This is a genomic window from Streptomyces sp. NPDC007863, assembly GCF_040633895.1.
In the GTDB taxonomy this organism is placed as follows: Bacteria; Actinomycetota; Actinomycetes; order Streptomycetales; family Streptomycetaceae; genus Streptomyces.
The window spans coordinates 118,650-137,594 of the sequence record NZ_JBEYEI010000012.1 but is presented as its reverse complement, the minus strand read 5'-3'; the positions used below and the strand labels follow the sequence as shown (position 1 = coordinate 137,594).

14 protein-coding genes and 3 tRNA genes are annotated in these 18,945 nt (G+C 72.6%); 5 read left to right on the top strand and 12 right to left on the bottom strand.

Annotation, left to right across the window (positions count from 1 at the left end; all coding sequences use genetic code 11):
• The 9 genes from ABZ621_RS20290 to ABZ621_RS20250 all read right to left on the bottom strand — a co-directional run bounded on the left by ABZ621_RS20290 (window position 1) and on the right by ABZ621_RS20250 (window position 7,590).
• Window positions 1-930 carry a BtrH N-terminal domain-containing protein gene (locus ABZ621_RS20290; RefSeq protein WP_360606349.1) on the bottom strand — a complete coding sequence of 310 codons (930 nt, stop codon included), beginning with the start codon at window positions 928-930 and terminating at the stop codon, window positions 1-3.
• Entirely contained in the window at window positions 927-2,036 is a 1,110-nt protein-coding gene (locus ABZ621_RS20285) for a DUF3419 family protein (protein WP_360606347.1), read from the bottom strand. The genes ABZ621_RS20290 and ABZ621_RS20285 overlap by 4 nt, the downstream gene beginning before the upstream one ends.
• Before the next feature lie 144 nt (window positions 2,037-2,180).
• Window positions 2,181-3,470 (bottom strand): ATP-grasp domain-containing protein, encoded by a 1,290-nt coding sequence (locus tag ABZ621_RS20280; protein WP_360606345.1) that lies wholly within the window; start codon window positions 3,468-3,470, stop codon window positions 2,181-2,183.
• Window positions 3,471-3,480: 10 nt separating this feature from the next.
• Complete coding sequence (locus ABZ621_RS20275; RefSeq protein ID WP_360606343.1) at window positions 3,481-4,782, bottom strand: MFS transporter; 1,302 nt, start codon at window positions 4,780-4,782, stop codon at window positions 3,481-3,483.
• Window positions 4,760-6,052: a hypothetical protein gene (locus ABZ621_RS20270; RefSeq protein WP_360606341.1), complete on the bottom strand. Its 1,293-nt coding sequence runs from the start codon at window positions 6,050-6,052 to the stop codon at window positions 4,760-4,762. The genes ABZ621_RS20275 and ABZ621_RS20270 overlap by 23 nt, the downstream gene beginning before the upstream one ends.
• Window positions 6,049-6,843 carry a methyltransferase domain-containing protein gene (locus ABZ621_RS20265; protein WP_360606339.1) on the bottom strand — a complete coding sequence of 265 codons (795 nt, stop codon included), beginning with the start codon at window positions 6,841-6,843 and terminating at the stop codon, window positions 6,049-6,051. Before ABZ621_RS20265 ends, ABZ621_RS20270 begins: the two co-directional genes overlap by 4 nt.
• A 348-nt stretch (window positions 6,844-7,191) precedes the next feature.
• Window positions 7,192-7,265: transfer RNA gene (locus tag ABZ621_RS20260), tRNA-Ile, on the bottom strand.
• Between the two features lie 174 nt (window positions 7,266-7,439).
• Window positions 7,440-7,512 (bottom strand) — tRNA-Asn (locus ABZ621_RS20255).
• Window positions 7,513-7,517: 5 nt separating this feature from the next.
• Window positions 7,518-7,590, bottom strand: a tRNA-Asn gene (locus ABZ621_RS20250).
• A 147-nt stretch (window positions 7,591-7,737) separates the two neighbouring features.
• Between ABZ621_RS20250 and ABZ621_RS20245 the strand changes: the two genes are divergently transcribed.
• Genes ABZ621_RS20245 through ABZ621_RS20225 form a run of 5 tightly spaced genes read left to right on the top strand, consistent with a single transcriptional unit; the run spans window position 7,738 to window position 14,634 of the window.
• Complete coding sequence (locus ABZ621_RS20245) at window positions 7,738-8,052, top strand: YtxH domain-containing protein (protein WP_360606337.1); 315 nt, start codon at window positions 7,738-7,740, stop codon at window positions 8,050-8,052.
• A 36-nt stretch (window positions 8,053-8,088) separates the two neighbouring features.
• Window positions 8,089-9,528: an FGGY family carbohydrate kinase gene (locus tag ABZ621_RS20240; protein WP_360606335.1), complete on the top strand. Its 1,440-nt coding sequence runs from the start codon at window positions 8,089-8,091 to the stop codon at window positions 9,526-9,528.
• Window positions 9,529-9,579: 51 nt separating this feature from the next.
• Window positions 9,580-11,313: an ABC transporter ATP-binding protein gene (locus ABZ621_RS20235; protein WP_360606333.1), complete on the top strand. Its 1,734-nt coding sequence runs from the start codon at window positions 9,580-9,582 to the stop codon at window positions 11,311-11,313.
• Complete coding sequence (locus ABZ621_RS20230; RefSeq protein WP_360606331.1) at window positions 11,313-13,241, top strand: ABC transporter ATP-binding protein; 1,929 nt, start codon at window positions 11,313-11,315, stop codon at window positions 13,239-13,241. The genes ABZ621_RS20235 and ABZ621_RS20230 overlap by 1 nt, the downstream gene beginning before the upstream one ends.
• A gap of 46 nt (window positions 13,242-13,287) precedes the next feature.
• Entirely contained in the window at window positions 13,288-14,634 is a 1,347-nt protein-coding gene (locus tag ABZ621_RS20225) for a TerD family protein (protein WP_360606329.1), read from the top strand.
• Here the strand turns inward: ABZ621_RS20225 and ABZ621_RS20220 are convergent.
• From ABZ621_RS20220 to ABZ621_RS20210, 3 genes are all read right to left on the bottom strand, one after another.
• Entirely contained in the window at window positions 14,631-15,629 is a 999-nt protein-coding gene (locus ABZ621_RS20220) for an RNA polymerase sigma factor (RefSeq protein ID WP_360606556.1), read from the bottom strand. The two genes, ABZ621_RS20225 and ABZ621_RS20220, sit on opposite strands and share 4 nt — an antisense overlap.
• A gap of 134 nt (window positions 15,630-15,763) precedes the next feature.
• Window positions 15,764-17,656, bottom strand: a complete 1,893-nt coding sequence (gene dnaG / locus ABZ621_RS20215; RefSeq protein ID WP_360606328.1) for a DNA primase — start codon at window positions 17,654-17,656, stop codon at window positions 15,764-15,766.
• 29 nt (window positions 17,657-17,685) lie between these two features.
• On the bottom strand, window positions 17,686-18,945 hold the full coding sequence (locus ABZ621_RS20210) for an FAD-dependent oxidoreductase (RefSeq protein ID WP_360606326.1): 1,260 nt from the start codon (window positions 18,943-18,945) through the stop codon (window positions 17,686-17,688).

The following is an 18,945-nucleotide window of genomic DNA, read 5'->3' as shown; positions in this document are numbered from 1 at the left end:
TCACCGGGCCTGTGCGGCGAGGGCGGACACGAGCGCGTCCACCGCCTCCGTCAGGCGTGCTTCTCTGTCGCCGAGGTCGGCCAGCATGCGCAGGAGCCGGGCGCGGCCCGTGGCGCTGCCGCCGCTCTCGCGGGACAGGGTGTGCAGCAGGTACCAGCGGCGGGAGAGCGAGGTGAAGCCCTCCGCCACGGCGGCCGCCTCCTCGCCGGAGCCCGCTTCGCCCGCCAGCCGCTTGAACAGCTGCCCCAGGTAGAGCCGTTCGGCCGCCACGCCGCTGACGTCGAGCACCTCCGCCGGGCCGGCCGCCTCCGCCTCTCGGGCGGCGAGGTAGCCCTCGAAGGCCGCGCGGTCGGCGCTCCGGTGGGAGCGGGCGTCCTCGCGTACCGCCGTGGCCAGTTCCAGGGGCGTGGCCGGGTGCCGGGGTCCCGAGGTGAGCAGCAGGGTGCGGTAGGAGCCGGCCGCCTCGGCGGAGCGCATGCGCCGCCACGCCTCGGCGGAGTACGCGGTGGGCTCGGGCCGGTTCATGGGGTCGCTGATCCACACCCGGTCCCCTTCGTGGGCCAGCAGGAGCACGCAGTGCGCGATGTGCTCCCGGTCCTCGTAGGGGGACGGCAGGTGGAAGGCGTCCACGGCGGCCGCCACGGGGTGGCCGGCGTCGAGGGACGCGCGTGCGGCGTCCTCGGCCGCGTCCCAGGAGCCGAAGGTGCGGTCGGCGAGGTCCATGCGGTGGACGGCGCCGGCCGCCGCGCTCCAGCGGCCGCTTCCGTCCAGGACCGGGCCGCCGCCCCAGGAGAACCCCCAGGTGGTGCAGAGGGTCTCCGCCGCGTGATCGAGCCCCTTCCAGGAGGCGAGGTTCGCGGCCGCCTGCTGGTAGCAGCTGCCGAAGGGCGCGGTGCCGGTGAGGGCGGGCGTCAGGCCGAGCAGGCTCACGCCTTCAGCTCCCAGAGCTGGTAATGCGGGTAGTAGCCGACGCGGTCGGCGTCCTTGGCCGCCGCCTCGGCCTCGGCGTCGCGGACCCAGCCGAGCTTCGCGGCGTGCGCGGCGAACGGGCGCTCCTTGAGGAAGGAGCGGACGAAGACGCGGGCACCGGGGGCGGCGGCGCGGGTGAGCTGGTCGAAGGTCTGCTCGACGTAGTCGTTCTCGCACCAGTCGAGGACGTTGCTCAGGTTGAAGCCGCTGACCTCGCCGTCGGCGAGGCCGCCGAGGAACTCCAGGAGGTGCCCGGTCGCCCACTCGACGCGCGGGAGGGCCTCCTTCAGCCGGTCGTTCTCGTCCGCCCGGAGGTACGGCGGCAGGGCGCCGTCCGGCAGGTAGCCGCCGAAGTTCCAGCGGTGCATGTAGTAGTTGCCGGTCGGGTCGTCCTCGACGAGGCGCCGCTCGATGACGGAGAGCAGGAACTCGGGGAAGGGCGAGCAGTCGAAGATGTCGTGGAAGCTCGCCGGGGTGAAGACGTCCTTGAGCGAGTCCTCGGCGAAGAAGAGCCGGAACACCGGCAGCAGCTTGGCCGCGATGTCCTCGTCCTTCCATATGCGCAGCCGCTCGGCGCGGTCGGGCTCGGTCATCAGGGCGCGCAGCACCCGGTCGGGGACCGCCTGGTGGATCTCGGCCCGGACCACGCCGACCAGCTGCTCGAAGGCGCCGATCTGCAGCAGCCCGCGCTCCAGGGCGAGTTCACGGGCGGCGGGGTCCTCGACGGTGGTCCCGGCGGCGGTCAGCACCTCGTCGAGCAGCGCCGCGCGCTCCTCGGCGGGGGCGTCGTGGACACCGAGGAGCCGCATCGCGGCGTCGTGCGAAAGTCCGCCGAGGGCGGCCGACTTGGCGCGACAGTAGGCGGTCTGGGCGGGGCTGATGTCGAGGCCGTAGACCTTGGCCGGACCGTCGAGGGCCAGGTTGAGGACGTTGTCGCCGCCGGAGGCGATGCTGAAGACGGTGTCGCCTGGGCCGGCCCGCAACCAGGAGCGTATGGGCCGTTCGTCCTCCAGGACCTCGCTGTAGACGGGGGGAAGCGCCGTGATGCTGGCGAAGGTTCCGTGCAACGCTGAACTCTCCTTCTATTCCAGGGTGTTGGAGCTGTCGAGTGCCACTTCAGTCGCCCGGTGGCCAGAATTCAACAGCTTGTTGATCAAGGGGGGTATGGACAATCTCACAACATCGCCGTCCCACATCGTGGACGTGACGTTTCAGTGGTCGGATCGCTCGGGGTCGTTCTCGCCCGGCATCAGCGGCAGCCCCAGCATGCGCTCGAAGCGCCCGGTGATCTCCCTGACGGTCGCCGAGACCTCGGCGTGGTCGCGGCCGAGCAGCATCACCCGGCCGAGCGACGCGCCCGCCGCGACCTCGCTGCCCGGGCCCACGCCGAACTGCGCGAAGGTGTCGTACTGGACGAGCGCGTCCCCGTACTCCCCCAGCCACGTCACGTCGAGCCGGTCGGGCAGCACGCCCGCGCGGCGGGTGAGCAGCCGCCGGCTCATCGCCACCCCCGTCGCCTCCGGGACCGTGACCGGCGCGCCGCTCAGCAGCTCCAGGTAGGCCGTGTAGACGCTCCGGCCCGTGGCGTGCCGGTAGAGGGCCGGCATCACCCCGCCCATGATGCGGGCGTTGGCCTCCACCAGGACCGGTCCGCGCTCCGTGCGGATCATCTCCAGGTGGAAGATCCCCCGGTCCAGGCCGATCGCCCGGCACACCTGACGCGCGTAGGCGACGCACTCGTCCCGCTCCCGCGCGGCCAGCGGCTCCGGAATGTGCGCGCCGAGCTCGATGACCTCGTCGTCGGCCGAGCGGGTGCGCCCGCTGACGGCGAACGGGAAGAACTCGTCCCCGCGCACCCCGATCTCCACCGAGACCAGCGGGCCGACCAGCAGCTCCTCGACGAGGACGCCCCGCGAGTACTGCTCGCGCCACAGCTCCGGCACGGAGTCGAGCCGGTGCAGCACCTGATCGGCGGCGGCCCGCGCCTCCTCCTCGGTGCGCGCGACGAACGACAGGGCGCTGTCGGCGCCGGACGGGGGCTTGATCACGACCGGGTACCCGATCTCCCCGGCGGCGGCCAGCGTCCCGGCGGTGGAGTCCGCCGTGGCGAAGCGGGCCGAGGGCAGCCCGGCGGCGTCCAGCGCCCGCCGGCACAGGTCCTTGCGGCGCGCCGTGAGCGCCGGACCGGACGCGGGCCCCGGCACGCCGGCCTTCTCGCAGGCCAGGGCCACCGCCTCGACCGTCAGGTCGAAGTGGGTGGAGACGAAGTCGACCGGGTGCTCCGCGTGGGCCTCGGCGATGACCTCCGCGACCGCCGAGGCGTCGGTGGTGACCACGCCGTCCCTGAACCAGTCGGCCAGGCCGATCAGTTCGCGCTCGCGCTCGCCGAGCCGGTAGTACGGCGTGTGCGACTGCACGTAGCCGACCCGGTGGCCAGCCTCCTTGGCGCAGCGCAATGCCTCCAGGGAGGCCGCGTTCGAGTCCACGAAGAGGATGTGCATGCGTCGTTCCTTACGATCCTGAGGGGGCCTTGGGCGCGTCCGCCGGCGTCTCGGCGGCCGTGTCCTCGGTGAGCCGCGGGGCCCGCAGCAGCCCGGTGGCCAGGGCGAGTCCGCCCGTGCACAGGAACACCCAGGCCACGCCGAAGGCGTCGGCGAGCAGACCCGCGACCAGCGAGCCGAGGGGCAGGACGCCCCAGATGATCCAGCGGTAGGCGGCGTTGACCCGCCCGAACAGCCGGGGAGGGATGGAGGTCTGCCGGTAGGTCACGCTCATGACGTTGATCGCCATCAGCAGGGCCCCGGAGAGGGTGAGCGCCACCGCGGCCGCGGCGACGTGCGGAATCGCGAGCGCCATGTAGCAGGCGCCGACCAGCGGCGCGCAGACGCGCAGGACGCTCCCGCCGCCGAACCGCGTCAGGGCCTTCGCCGCGAAGCGCCCGGCCAGCACCCCGCCCACCGCGGGCGCGGCGAGCAGCACGCCGTACGCCCAGGAGGGCAGCCCGAGGCGGCCCGGGTCGATGGCCCACAGCGGCAGGATGGTGATCGCGGCCGCGTAGGCGAGGTTCACGCAGGCCGTGACCCCGGCCAGGTGCAGCAGGTCGCGGCGGCTCCGGAAGTGGCCGAGGCCCTCCCGCAGGTCGGCGAGCACGGACTTCGGCGAGCCGCCGCGGACCTCGGCCGCCGGACCGTCGCCGGGCATCCGCAGACCGCCGAGGACCAGCAGGGTCACCACGTACAGCACCGTCGCGGAGCCGATGCCGCCGCCCGCGCCGAGCGCGGCGACGACGCCGCCCAGGGCGGGCCCGAGGAACTGCGCCATCACCGTCTGCACGGACTGCAGGCTCGCGTTGGCGCGCGGCAGCGCGGCGCCGTCCACCAGGCGGGGCACCAGCGACTGCGCGGCGATGTCCACCACGGTGCCCGCGGCCCCGACCGCGAACGCGCCGAGCGCCAGCGCCCACACCGAGAGGTGACCGGTGAACGCGACCGCGGCGAGCAGCAGCACCAGCGGCATCCGCAGCCAGGAGGCGGCGCGCAGCACCCGGTGCGGGTGGTAGCGGTCGACCACCACACCGGCCGGCAGCGTGACCAGCAGCCACGGCAGGCGCATCGCCACGCCCACCGCGCTGATCGCGAGGGCCGAGTGGGTCAGCTGCAGGGCGAGGAGCGGGACGGCGACGCGGTAGACGCCGTCGGCGAGGTCGGAGGAGAGCACCGCCGCCTGGAAGATCCGGAAGCGGCGGCCGAGCCGTAAGCCCCCGGACACCGCGCCGTCGCTCCGGCCGCCGTCAGAGGTCGCGGAGGTCGTCATGCGTCTCCGTCAGCAGCGCGGTGTTGAGGAAGGCCCCGTGCCGGGCGTTCAGCACGGCGCCGCCGCCCGGCACGCCGTGCCGGACGAGCACGGAGGACGGCCGCCCCCCGAAGACGTACGGGCCGATGACGTACGGGACCTCCACCGTGCGGATCTCGCCGGATGTCGCGTGGCGGAAGCCGATCGGCACCCGGTCCCCGGCGACGTACTCCTGGAGGATGTGCCCGCCGTCCCGCGCGGCGCGGTCGAGCGCCGCCCGCCACTCCGCGTCGTCCACGGCGGCGCCGAGGACGACCCCGCTGCCGCCGTAGCCGTCGGCCGGCTTGAGCACGAGCTCCGCGCGGCGCTCCGGCGCCCGGGCCGTCAGGTCGCCCGCGTCACCGGTCCAGGGGATGTGCCGGTGGACGAACTCCCGGTCGGAGGCGGGGAGTCCGTCGGCGTCCTGCCAGAGCCAGGCCAGTGTCAGCTTGTGCGCGAGCAGCATGGCCGCCTCGGAGGTGAACATGCGGACCGTGCCCGCCCGCAGGGCGCTGACCAGGGCTTCCATCCCGGCGCTCGGCGGCTGGCTGTGGCTGACGAACATCCGGAGCACGGCGTCCACGGGACGTCCGTCCACGAGCAGCCGCCCGTGCCCGTCGGTGGCGAGCCGGTCCAGCGAGTACGTCACCGCGTCCAGGCCCTGCCGTCCCGCGCTCTCGCACACCGGCCGCATCCACGCCGTGAACGCGGCGAGATCCTCCAGGCCGGGCATGACCCCCCCGGAGAAGGCGGGCACGACCAGGCGGGCGCCTTCGGCGAGCCCGAGGGTGGTGCGCACCGCCTCGGACCGGGCGTCCACCGCCGAGGGAGGCACCCGGAGGCCGGGCCTGTCCCCGTACAGCGCGAGGAAGCGCTCGCCGAGGAGCGCGGCGTGGGACGCGCCGCCCAGGGCGCTGTCGATGTTCAGCTCGACGAACCGGGGCGTGCCGTCCCGCAGGAGGATGTCGGGGCGCACGGCGGCCAGGAGGTGGTCGCCCAGCGGCTCGTCGTCGCCGAGCAGCGGCCATCGGTCCGCCGGTACGCCGAGGGCGCGGCGCAGCTCGCCGGCGGTGGCGGCGCGGCGGCGGCAGGCGTCGAGGACGAGGCGGCTCGCGCGCAGCGTGAGCTCGCCCAGCTCGCGGAAGCGGTCCGCGGAGAGGAATAAGGGCCGGACGGGGCGCCAGGTGCCGTCGGCGCCGGCGATGCCGTCGAAGAAGTCGTCGGGGGCGGGGGCGAGCGTACGTAAGGTCATGCGGCGGCCCGCGCGGAGAGGTGCGCCCACGTCTGGGTGAACCACAGCTCCCCGTCCCTGCGCAGCGGGCGCAGGCCGGTCGCGGGCCCGCCGTCGAGCTCCTCGGCCAGCTCCCGCTCGATGGCGCGCGCGGTGTCCTCGGGGGTCAGGGACTGCTCCAGCCACGGGGCGAGGGGCCGTTCCACGTCGAAGACGTCGGCGGGCCCGGCGGCGGCGCCGGCGGAGGTCAGCAGGCCGGTGATGTGCTCCACGGTGAGGAGCGTGCCGTGCGAGGGGTCGCGCAGCCGCTCCAGCCGGTCGGCGTCGCCGGGCAGCTCGGGGCGCGCCACCATGTCGGCGACCACGACCCGCCCGCCGGGCCGGCACACCCGCACCAGTTCGGCGGCGACCGCCTCGGGGGAGGCGACGTGGTGCAGCGAGAACCGCGTCACGACGAGGGAGAAGGAGTCGTCCGGGAAGGGCAGCCGGGCGGCGTCGCCCTGCTGGAACACGACGTTGGCGACGCCTTCCGCGTCCGCCTGCGTCTTGCCCTGCGCGATCATCTCGGGCGTGGTGTCCAGGGCGGTGACGTGGCGCACCCGGGGGGCCAGGGCGCGGGCCACGATGCCCGTGCCGCAGGCGGAGTCCAGACAGACCGCGTCCGCGTCGGGCGCGATGAAGTCGACGAGACCGGCCAGGTGCATCGTGAAGGCACCATTGAGACGCGAGTCCTCGAACGTGTTCGCTTGGCGGGCGAACTCCCTGTGCACCAACTCGGTCCGGCCGGGGGCGCTTTCCACTGACTGCTTCACGATCCTCTTCCTCAACGGTCCAGGTTCGACAGGCTATTGACATGTAAATGAAACAAGGGTCCGAAAAAGCTATCACTGATCATCCGGACTTGGCTCGTGACATGATCAAGGACGCGACAGCCGTTCACGGCGTTGACGTGCCAGGACGCGGGGATGTGACGGAGGTCATGGGCAGCGCCCGCGGCGGAGCGGCCACGGCGGGGAGGGAGCCTCGGCGGCCGATATGCGACCCTGACGTCCGCCAGGAGGGTGACCGTGAGACGGCTTGGCGTGGCGTTCGTACGGCGAACGCCACCACCGAGCTAGCGTGAAACCGGCTTCTGGCTGGTCACGACGTTTCTTCTGCTGTGGGGCGGGTGGGACTCGAACCCACGGCCGACGGATTATGAGTCCGCTGCTCTAACCGGCTGAGCTACCGCCCCCGGGCGATGCGCGTACAAGTGTGCGCGCCGTCCTGCCGCAGCATAGCCGCTCATACGATCTCCTGCTTCGGGTGATCGGCACGATCGGTGCTGCTCGACCAGGAAGACCGCGCGCGGGGGCCGATGGTTCCCGGAAACGCGAAAGAGGACCCCTGAGGGTCCTCTTTCACTCTGCTCCCCCGACTGGACTCGAACCAGTAACCCTCCGGTTAACAGCCGAATGCTCTGCCAATTGAGCTACAGGGGATCGCGCTCCCCCGACTGGACTCGAACCAGTAACCTGCCGGTTAACAGCCGGCTGCTCTGCCAATTGAGCTACAGGGGATTGCTGCGGTTGCACCGAACGGTCCTGCCCGGGGTCTCCCGGGCGGCGGGCGCTCGCTGCGAGACATACATTAGCGCAAGCAGGGGGGTGCTCCGCCAATCGGTATCCCCGGGACATCCCCAGGACCCTCCAGGGAAGGATCGCAGCGTGCGGTACAAGCTGACGTTCGTCGCGGGTCTCGCGCTCGGTTACGTGATCGGTACGCGCGCGGGACGCGAGAAGTACGAGCAGATGAAGAAGGCCGCCAAGGACTTCGCGCGCAGCCCCGCCGTGCGGAACGCGGCGGAGACCGCCGCCCACACCGGCCGCCAGTACGCGGGGAAGGCCGCGCACGTCGTCGGCGACAAGGTGGGCGACCACCTGCCGCCCGCCGTCACGAACCGGGTGTCCGCCCTGCGCGGCCGCGCCTACGCCAACGGGCAGATCGGCGAGGACGACGACTGGGGCACGAGCAACACCTGAGCCGTAACCGGCCCGCGTGATGCAGAATCGGGTGTCATGGGGATAGTCGCCGGACTCGACAGCTCTTCGGACGCCACGCGCATCGTGGTCTGTGACACGGACACCGGGGCCGTACTGCGGCAGGGGCACGCCCCGCACCCGGTCGACGCCAAGGCCACCGAGGTCGATCCGCAGACCTGGCTGCTCTCGCTCGGGGAGGCCGCGACCGGCGGGCTCCTCGAAGGCGTGGAGGCCATCGGCGTCTGCGCGCAGGCCCACGGCGTCGTCCCGCTCGACGCGCAGGGCGGCCTGGTCCGCCCCGCGCTCGTCGGCAACGACAAGCGGGCCCAGGTGGCCGCCGCCGACCTCGCCGAGGCGCTCGGCGGGCGCGAGGCCTGGGGCGAGGCCGTCGGCGCCGTCCCCCAGTCCGGACTCCCGATCGCGAAGCTCCGCTGGCTGGCCAGGAACGAACCCGAGCACGCCGCCCGGATCGCCGCCGTCCTCCAGCCGCACGACTGGCTGGTCTGGCAGCTCCTCGGCCGCCCGGCCCGCCGCACCACCGACCGGGGCGCGGCCTCCGGCACCGGCTACTGGTCCGCCCGCACCGGCGCCTACCGCCCCGACCTCGTCGAGCTCGCGCTCGGCCACCAGGTCGCGCTCCCGGAGGTCCTCGGGCCCGCCGAACCCGCCGGCACCACCCCCGAGGGGCTGCTGATCTCGGCCGGCACCGGCGAGACCATGGCCGCCGCCTTCGGGCTCGGGCTCGGCGCCGGCGACGCCGTCGTCTCCCTCGGCGCCTCCGGCTCCGTCATGGCCGTCCACCACGAGGCCTTCGACCGGCCGGGCACCGCCGTCACCTCGTACGCCGACGCCACCGGCATGCACCTGCCGGTCGTCTCCGTCAGCAACGCCGTCCGCACCCTGCGCGGCACCGCCGAGATGCTGGGCGCCGAGTCGCTGGAGGAACTCTCCGCGCTCGCCCTGAAGTCCACCCCCGGCTCCTCCGGTCTGGTGCTCCTCCCCTACCTGGAGGGAGAGCGGGTCCCGAACCTGCCGCACGCCGCCGGCACCCTCACCGGGCTGCGCCGCGAGGCGATGAAGCCCGAGCACCTGGCGCGGGCCGCCTTCGAGGGCATGCTGTGCGGGCTCGCCGACGCCCTGGACGTCGTGCGCGGCCGCGGCGTCGAGGTCCGGCGGATCTTCCTGCTCGGCGCCGCGGCCGCGCTGCCCGCCGTCCAGGCCCTGGCGCCCGCGCTGTTCGGCACCCAGGTCGTCGTCCCCCAGCCGGCCGACTACGCGGCGCTCGGCGCGGCCAAGCAGGCCGCCTGGGCGCTCGGCGTCGCCCGCGGCACCCTCTCGCCGTCCACTCCCCCGGCCTGGCAGGGCGCCGCCGCGCAGATCCTGGAGCCGGGCGAGGAGCTGGCCGTCGGGCAGGCGGTGCGCCAGCAGTACGTGGCGACGCGGGAACAGATCCACCCGGGGGCCTTCGGCGGCTGACAGGCCTAAACCAGTCGTAACGCCCGGCGCCCGCGGGCGATAGTGGGAACCGTGCTCATAAGACTTCTCCGAACCCACCTGCGGCCCTATCGAAAACCCATCGCCCTGCTCGTCCTGCTCCAGTTCCTGGCGACCTGCGCGAGCCTCTACCTGCCCACCCTGAACGCCGACATCATCGACGAGGGCGTCGTCCACGGGGACACCGGCTACATCCTGCGGTTCGGCGCGCTGATGATCGGCGTCTCCGTCGTCCAGGTGCTCTGCAACATCGGGGCCGTCTACTACGGCGCGAAGACCGCCGCCGCGCTCGGCCGTGACGTGCGCGGCGCCGTCTACGACCGGGTGCAGTCCTTCTCCGCGCGCGAGCTCGGGCAGTTCGGCGCGCCCTCGCTGATCACCCGCACGACCAACGACGTCCAGCAGGTCCAGATGCTGGTCCTGATGGCCTTCACCCTGATGGTCTCCGCGCCCATCATGTGCGTCGGCGGCATCGTGATGGCCCTCGGCCAGGACGTGCCGCTCTCCGGCGTGCTGCTCGCGGTGGTCCCGGTGCTCGGCGTCTCGGTCTCGCTGATCGTGAAGCGGATGCGGCCGCTGTTCCGGACCATGCAGGAGCGGCTCGACACGGTGAACCGGGTGCTGCGCGAGCAGATCACCGGCAACCGCGTGATCCGCGCCTTCGTGAAGGACGGGTACGAGGAGGAGCGTTTCCGCGGCGCCAACGGCGAGCTCACCGACGTGTCGATGTCGACGGGCCGGCTGATGGCGCTGATGTTCCCGACCGTGATGACGGTCGTGAACGTGTCCAGCGTCGCCGTGGTCTGGTTCGGCGCGCACCGCATCGACAGCGGCGGGATGGAGATCGGCGCGCTGACCGCCTTCCTCGCCTATCTGATGCAGATCGTGATGGCGGTCATGATGGCCACCTTCATGTTCATGATGGTGCCGCGCGCGGAGGTCTGCGCCGAACGCATCGAGGAGGTCCTGGCGACCTCGTCGAGCGTGGTGCCGCCGGCCGAGCCGGTGACGGCGCTGGAGCGGCGCGGCCACCTGGAGGTCAGGGCGGCGGACTTCCGCTACCCGGGCGCCGAGGAGTCCGTGCTCCGGGACGTGGAGCTGGTGGCCCGCCCCGGCGAGACCACCGCGATCATCGGCTCGACCGGCTCCGGCAAGTCGACGCTGCTCGGCCTGGTGCCGCGGCTCTTCGACGTGACCGGCGGCGAGGTGCTGGTCGACGGGGTGGACGTGCGGACGCTGGACCCGGGGCTGATGGCCCGGACGGTCGGGCTCGTCCCGCAGAAGCCGTACCTGTTCTCGGGGACGGTGGCGTCGAACCTGCGGTACGGCAATCCCGACGCGACCGACGAGGAGCTGTGGCACGCCCTGGAGGTGGCGCAGGCCGCCGACTTCGTGCGGAAGCTCGAACGGGGCCTGGACGCGCCGGTGGCGCAGGGCGGCACCAATGTGTCGGGCGGTCAGCGGCAGCGGCTCGCGATCGCGCGGACGCTGGTGCAGCGGCCGGAGATCTACCTCTTCGACGACTCGTTCTCCGCGCTCGACTACGAGACGGACGCCCGGCTGCGGGCGGCCCTCGCGGACGAGACCTCGGACGCGACCGTGGTGATCGTCGCCCAGCGGGTGTCGACCATCCGGGACGCCGACCGGATCGTGGTCCTCGACGAGGGCCGGGTCGTCGGCACCGGCCGGCACCACGAGCTGATGGCGGCGAACGAGACGTACCGGGAGATCGTGCTCTCCCAGCTGACCGAGGCGGAGGCAGCCTGATGGCCGGTCCTGGCGGACGCATGATGGCCGGGGGTGCCCCGGGTGAGCGGTCGATGGACTTCAAGGGTTCGTCGAAGCGGCTGCTGAAACAGCTGGCGCCGGAGCGGACCCCGCTCTGGGTGATGCTGGTCGCCGGCGTGCTGTCGGTGGCGGGCGCGGTCGTCGGCCCCAAGATCCTCGGCCGGGCGACGGACCTGATCTTCGCGGGCGTGGTCGGGCGGGGGCTGCCCGAGGGCATGACCAAGGCGCAGGCACTGGAGAAGCTGCGCGCGGACGGCGACGGCGGCATGGCCGACATGCTGTCCGGGGTCGACTTCACGCCCGGGCACGGCATCGACTTCGGCGCGGTCGGCGAGGTGCTGCTGCTGGCGCTGGCGGTGTACGTGGTCGCGGGCCTGCTGATGCTGGTCTCCACCCGGATGTCGATCAAGGTGATCAACCGGACCGTGTACCGGATGCGGGAGGACGTCCAGACCAAGCTGTCGCGGCTGCCGCTGTCGTACTTCGACAAGGCGAAGCGCGGCGAGGTGCTGTCGCGGGCGACCAACGACCTCGACAACGTCGGACAGACGCTGCAGCAGTCGATGGGCCAGCTCATCAACTCGCTCCTGACGATCGTCGGCGTACTGGCGATGATGTTCTGGATCTCGCCGCTGCTCGCCCTGGTCGCGCTGGTCACGGTGCCGGTGTCGGTGGTGGTCGCGGCGCGGATCGGCAAGCGCTCGCAGCCGCACTTCGTGCAGCAGTGGAAGTCGACGGGCCGGCTCAACGCGCACGTGGAGGAGATGTACACCGGGCACACCCTGGTGAAGGTCTTCGGGCGGCAGGACGAGGCCGCGCGGGACTTCCGCGAGCAGAACGAGGCGCTGTACGAGGCCGGGTTCAAGGCGCAGTTCAACAGCGGCATGATGCAGCCGGTGATGTTCTTCGTCTCGAACATCAACTACGTCCTGGTGGCCGTGGTCGGCGGTCTGCGGGTGGCGAGCGGCACGCTCTCCATCGGTGACGTGCAGGCCTTCATCCAGTACTCGCGGCAGTTCTCGATGCCGCTGACGCAGGTGGCGTCGATGGCGAACCTGGTGCAGTCGGGCGTCGCCTCGGCGGAGCGCATCTTCGAGCTCCTCGACGCCGAGGAGCAGGCGCCGGACGCGCCCGCCGCCGAGGAGGAGCGCGACTTCAAGGGCAAGGTCGCCCTGGAGCACGTCTCCTTCCGCTACGAGCCCGACAAGCCGCTCATCGAGGACCTGTCGCTCACCGTGGAGCCCGGCCAGACGGTCGCGATCGTCGGCCCCACCGGCGCCGGCAAGACCACGCTGGTCAACCTCCTCATGCGGTTCTACGAGGTGACCGGCGGCCGGATCACGCTGGACGGCACGGACATCGCCGCGATGTCCCGGGAGGAGCTGCGGGCCGGGATCGGCATGGTCCTCCAGGACACCTGGCTCTTCGGCGGGACGATCGCCGACAACATCGCGTACGGCGCCACCCGCGAGGTGACCCGGGCGGAGGTCGAGGAGGCCGCGCGGGCGGCCCACGCCGACCGTTTCGTCCGCACCCTGCCGGAGGGCTACGACACGGTCGTCGACGACGAGGGCGCGGCGGTCAGCGCGGGCGAGAAGCAGCTGATCACCATCGCCCGGGCGTTCCTCTCCGACCCGGTGATCCTCGTCCTCGACGAGGCGACGAGCTCGGTGGACACCCGTACCGAGGTGCTGATCCAGAAGGCGATGGCCCGCCTCGCCCAGGGCCGTACCTCCTTCGTGATCGCGCACCGGCTCTCCACCATCCGGGACGCGGACGTGATCCTGGTGATGGAGGACGGCTCGATCGTGGAGCAGGGCACCCACGGGGAGCTGCTCGCGGCGGGCGGCGCCTACGCCCGCCTGTACGCGGCGCAGTTCGCGGAGGCGGTCGCCGAGGTCGACTGACCCGGATGATCGACCCGGTGGTGACCCGTGCCGCATCATGTGCGGCATGGGTCACACAACCGAGAGTTCCTGGGTGCCTTCGGTCACCCTGCGGGTCGGCGTCGGGACCGAGGACGTGGCGGCGCTGCTGCTCGGCTCGGACGGCCGGGTCCGGGGGGACGCGGACATGGTCTTCGCCGGGCAGCCCGCCCACCCCTCCGGCGCGGTACGGCACGACAAGGCGTCGCTGTCCCTCGCCCTGCACGAGGTGGAGCCGGAGGTCGAGCGGATCGTGATCGCCGGTGCGGCGGGCGGCCAGTCCCTGGCCGCGATGGCCCCGGACAGGGCGGTCGTCCTCGCGTACCTGGTGCCGGCTCCGGACGACGCGAGAGCCGTCGTGTTCGGCGAGTTCTACCGCGAGTCCGGCGGCTGGAAGTTCGCCGGGATCGGGAAGGGATACGCCTCCGGGCTCGCCGAACTCGTCACGGCGTACGGCGTCGAGGTCGCGGAGGAGGAAGAGGAGGCGGCGGCGGAGCCGGTCGCGGGTCCGGCGGAAAAGCCGGCCCCGGGGCTGGTGAAGCAGCCGGTCGCGGCGCCGGCGGCGGCCGGTCCGGTGTCGCTGACCAGCGTGGAGAAGCTGCCCGCCGGGGGCGGGACGGCGGGCGACGACGGCGGTCACCCGGCCCCGACGGGTACCGCGGGCGGTGCGGACGCCTCCACGAGGAGCGGGAAGTCCGGGTGGGCCTCCTCGGTCGCCGGCCGGATGCAGGGGTGGGTGTCGGGCGGCGGTGCCCGGGCGCTCGACGAGGGCGGGGAGTCCGGGGTGTTCGGGCCGGACTTCAAGCCCTTCACGGCCAAGGGCGAGGGCGACTCGGTCGTCACCGTGGACTCCCGGGTCCCGGCCGGCCCGGTCCTCGTCGAGGCGACGCACCAGGGCGCCGACACCTATTTCGCGGCCTTGGCCCTCGACGCGAACAACGAGGACGACGGGCCCTCCCTCTTCAGCAGCCAGCTCCCGGACTTCACGGGCAGCACCGTCGTCGAGGCCCCCGAGGGCCGTCCCCTGCGCCTGCGGCTGGCCGCGTACAACGCCTGGACCGTGCGGGTGCGGCCGGTGGGCGCCGCCCGCCGGCTGCGCGGGACGCTGAAGGGGTACGGCCCCGAGGCCCTGCTGTTCACGGGCGCGCCCGCCGACCTGGCGATCGACTTCAAGGGCGACAAGGACGGCGACGGCCACGTCGCCCTCTGGTGCCACAAGGTCGCCGACGGCACGGTCCTCTCGCCCCGCCCCACCCTGCTCCTGAACAAGACCGGACGGCGGCAGGCGACCGTCCCGCTCCCCGGAGGACCGCTGCTGCTGCTCTTCCTGGGCGGGGGCAGGTGGTCGCTGACGGTCCGCGAACCGGACTTCTAGTCCAGGTAGCCGCGCAGCTGGTCCGCGTAGGTGTGGTCGCGCAGCTTGGAGAGGGTCTTGGACTCGATCTGGCGGATCCGTTCGCGGGTGACCCCGAAGAGCTGCCCGATCTCCTCCAGGGTGCGGGGGCGGCCGTCGTCGAGGCCGTAGCGGAGCTGGACGACCTTGCGTTCGCGCTCGCCGAGGGTGGACAGGACGTCCTCCAGGTGGCGGCGGAGCAGCAGGAAGGCGGCGGACTCGACGGGTGAGGCGGCGTCGCCGTCCTCGATGAGGTCGCCGAGGTCGACGTCCTCCTCCTCGCCGACGGGGGTGTGCAGGGAGACGGGCTCCTGGGCGAGCCGGAGGACCTCGACGACCCGCCCGGGGGTGAGGTCGAGGTGGGCGGCGACCTCCTCGGCGGTGGGCTCGGTGCCGCGTTCCTGGAGGAGGTGGCGCTGGACGCGGATGACCCGGTTGATGAGCTCGACGACGTGGACGGGGACGCGGATGGTCCGGGCCTGGTCGGCGAGGGCCCGGGACATCGCCTGGCGGATCCACCAGGTGGCGTAGGTGGAGAACTTGTAGCCGCGGGCGTAGTCGAACTTCTCGACGGCCCGGATGAGGCCGAGGTTGCCCTCCTGGACGAGGTCGAGCATGGTCAGGCCGCGGCCGACGTACCGCTTGGCGACGGAGACGACGAGCCGCAGGTTGGCCTCGATCAGCTTCCGCTTGGCGATCCGGCCGAGGACGACGAGCCGGTCGAGGTCGTACGCGAGCTGCGAGTCGAGGTCGGGGGTGCGGGCCAGTTTCTCCTCGGCGAAGAGGCCGGCCTCGACGCGGCGGGCCAGGTCCACCTCCTCCTCGGCGGTGAGGAGGGGGATGCGGCCGATCTCGCGGAGGTACTGGCGGAAGAGGTCGGCGGAGGGGCCGTTGCCGCCGCCGGGGTCGGCGGCGCGGCGCCGCTGGGCCGGGACCTCGGGGAGCGGGGGCAGTTCGTCCGGTTCGGTGGTCTGGATCTCGGTCTGCACGGCGGGCGACCTCCAGGAGGGGCGGAACGGCTCCGTCACCCGGCCCAGTGTGGGGTACGACACATCGCCGCCACGAGGGGCGTGCGGTGACTTTTTGAGTCCGGTCCGTGACCGAACGTGCCTCAGAGCGCGGCGGCACCGTGCGCTTGCAGCGCCGCTTTGTACTGCTGGAGGACGAAGACCTCCTGTTGGGCAGCGGCCACCTGCTCCGGGCTCGTGTGTCCCAGCCGCTTCAACGCGCCGTTGAGCTGCTCGATACGTCGGTCCACCGCGCGGAGCCGGACCGTGACCAGCTGCATGGACGCGTAGACCTCGTCCGGGCCCTTGCCCCTGGGCGTGAGGATGGCCTCCACGACGAGCTCGCGCACGAGGGTGCGCACCGCGTCGTTGGGTGCGGCTTCGAGGACGGCGTCCACGTAGTCGGCGGGGGCGCCGTCGGCGCCGCCCGCGTCCTGGATGCACTGCCGCACGGCGGCATAGGGCGGTGCGGTGAACTCGTCCACCCCGTACGCGTCGAAGAAGGGGGAGACCAGCTCGGGCCGTTGCAGCGCGAGCTTGAGGAGTTCCCGCTCGGTGCGGTGCGCGGGGCTGCGCAGATTGAGCGCGGGCCCGGCGGGGGCCGAGGGGGCCGGTACGTCGTCGTACGAGCGCTGCCGCCGAGCGGGTTGCGGGGCCCCGCCCTTGCCGCGCTGCCACTGGGCGATCTGGCTGATCCGCCGTACGACGAACTGGTCCTCCATGATGCCGAGCAGGCCCGCGAGCTTCACCGCGACCCTCTGGCGTACGGACAGGTCCTTCAGCTTCGCGACGATCGGGGCGGCCTCGTCCAGGGCGGCCGCCTGCCCCGCCGGGGTGTCCAGGTCGTAGCGGTTCACGATCTGGCGGAGGGCGAACTCGAAGAGCGGGGTGCGGGGCTCGACCAGGTCGGCGACGGCGTCGTCGCCCTTGGCGAGGCGCAGCTCGCAGGGGTCCATGCCGTCGGGGGCGATGGCGATGTACGTCTCCGCGGCGAACTTCTGGTCGTCCTCGAAGGCGCGCAGGGCGGCCTTCTGGCCCGCGGCGTCGCCGTCGAAGGTGAAGATGACGCGGGCCGAGCCGTTGTCCATGAGGAGCCGGCGGAGGATCTTGATGTGCTCGCCGCCGAAGGCGGTGCCGCAGGTGGCGATGGCGGTGGTGACGCCGGCCAGGTGGCAGGCCATGACGTCGGTGTAGCCCTCGACGACGACGGCACGGCTGGTCTTGGCGATCTCCTTCTTGGCGAGGTCGACGCCGTAGAGCACCTGGGACTTCTTGTAGACCGGGGTCTCGGGGGTGTTGAGGTACTTGGGGCCGTTGTCGTCCTCGCGCAGGCGGCGGGCGCCGAAGCCGACGATCTCGCCGCCGACGTCCCGGATGGGCCACATGAGGCGGCCGCGGAAGCGGTCGATGGGGCCCCGGCGGCCTTCCTGGGAGAGGCCGGAGACGATCAGTTCCTTGTCGGAGAAGCCCTTGCCGCGCAGGAAGCGGGTGAGGTGGTCCCAGCCGGCCGGGGAGTAGCCGACGCCGAAGTGCTCGGCGGCGGCCTGGTCGAAGCCGCGCTCGGCGAGGAACTTCCGGCCGATCTCGGCCTCGGGCGAGGCGAGTTGGGCGACGTAGAACTCGGCGGCGGCCTTGTGGGCCTCGATCAGGCGGATGCGCTCGCCGCGCTGGTGGCCGGGGTTGTAGCCGCCCTCCTCGTAGCGGAGGGTGATGCCCGCCTTGGCGGCGAGGCGCTCGACCGTCTCCGAGAAGGAGAGGTGGTCGATCTTCATCACGAAGGCGATGGTGTCGCCGCCCTCCTGGCAGCCGAAGCAGTGGAAGAGTCCCTTGCTGGGGCTGACCTGGAAGGAGGGCGACTTCTCGTCGTGGAAGGGGCAGAGTCCCTTGAGGTTCCCGCCGCCGGCGTTGCGGAGCTGGAGGTACTCGGACACCACGGAGTCGATCGGGACCGCGTCCCGGACCGCCTTCACGTCGTCATCGTTGATCCTGCCTGCCACGCGTAGAGTCTACGGCTCACCCGTACGTGTCAGAGCAGGCTCTCCAGGGGGACCGAGGGATCGCAGAGGGCGTCCGGGTCCACGGTGGCGCGGGAACGGATGAGCTTCTGGACCGGCTCTGTGACGTCCCACACGTTCACGTTCATCCCGGCGATCACCCGGCCCTCGTGCAGCCAGAAGGCGATGAACTCGCGCTTGCCGGTGTCGCCGCGGACCACGACCTGGTCGTACGAGCCCGGGGGCGCCCAGCCGGAGTACTCCATGCCGAGGTCGTACTGGTCGGTGAAGAAGTACGGGATCCGGTCGTAGGAGACCTCCTGGCCGAGCATGGCGCGGGCGGCGGCGGGGCCGCCGTTGAGGGCGTTGGCCCAGTGCTCGACGCGGATGCGGTGGTGGAGGAAGGGGTGCTCGAAGGCGGCGACGTCGCCGGCGGCGTAGATGTCGGGGTCGGTGGTGCGCAGGGAGGCGTCGACGGCGATGCCGCCGCCGTCGGCGCGGTCGACGAGGGCGAGGCCGGCGTTCTCGGCGAGGGCGGCGCGGGGGGCGGCGCCGACGGCGACGAGGACGGCGTGGGCGGGGTGCTCCTCGCCGTCGTCGGTGCGGACGGCGAGGACCATGCCGTCCTGGCCGGTGATCTCGGTGATGCGGGCGCCGAAGTGGAAGCGGACGCCGTGCTCGGTGTGGAGGTCGGCGAAGAGCTGGCCGAGCTCGGGGCCGAGGACGCGGTGGAGCGCCGTCGGCTCGTACTCGACGACGGTGACCTCGGCGCCGTAGGTGCGGGCGGCGGCGGCGACCTCCAGGCCGATCCAGCCGGCGCCGGCGATGACGAGGTGGCCGTTGTCCCGGCCGAGGGCCTTCAGCTCGTCGCGGAGGCGCTCGGAGTGGGAGAGCCGGCGCAGGTGGTGGACGCCGGCGAGGTCGGTGCCGGGGATGTCGAGGCGGCGGGGCTCGGAGCCGGTGGCGAGGAGCAGCTTGTCGTAGCGGATGACGGTGCCGTCGCCGAGGCGGACGGTGTGGGCGTCCCGGTCGACGGCGGTGACGCTCTGGCCGAGGTGGAGTTCGACGTCGTGGGCGGCGTACCAGGCGGGCTCGTGGACGAGGGTGGAGTCCCGGTCCTTCTTGCCGAGGAGGTAGCCCTTGGAGAGCGGGGGGCGTTCGTAGGGGTGGTCGCGTTCGTCGCCGATGAGGATCACCCGGCCGTTGAAGCCCTCGGCACGGAGCGTCTCCGCCGCCTTGGCGCCGGCCAGGCCCCCGCCGACGATGACAAAGGTCTGATCTGCGTCGACCAC

Bases quoted from the DNA above. Each gene is read 5' to 3' on its own strand.
- ABZ621_RS20280 (WP_360606345.1), bottom strand. From the start codon at position 3,470: ATGCACATCCTCTTCGTGGACTCGAACGCGGCCTCCCTGGAGGCATTG.
- ABZ621_RS20275 (WP_360606343.1), bottom strand. From the start codon at position 4,782: ATGACGACCTCCGCGACCTCTGACGGCGGCCGGAGCGACGGCGCGGTG.
- ABZ621_RS20270 (WP_360606341.1), bottom strand. From the start codon at position 6,052: ATGACCTTACGTACGCTCGCCCCCGCCCCCGACGACTTCTTCGACGGC.
- ABZ621_RS20240 (WP_360606335.1), top strand. From the start codon at position 8,089: ATGGGGATAGTCGCCGGACTCGACAGCTCTTCGGACGCCACGCGCATC.
- ABZ621_RS20230 (WP_360606331.1), top strand. From the start codon at position 11,313: ATGGCCGGTCCTGGCGGACGCATGATGGCCGGGGGTGCCCCGGGTGAG.
- ABZ621_RS20225 (WP_360606329.1), top strand. From the start codon at position 13,288: ATGGGTCACACAACCGAGAGTTCCTGGGTGCCTTCGGTCACCCTGCGG.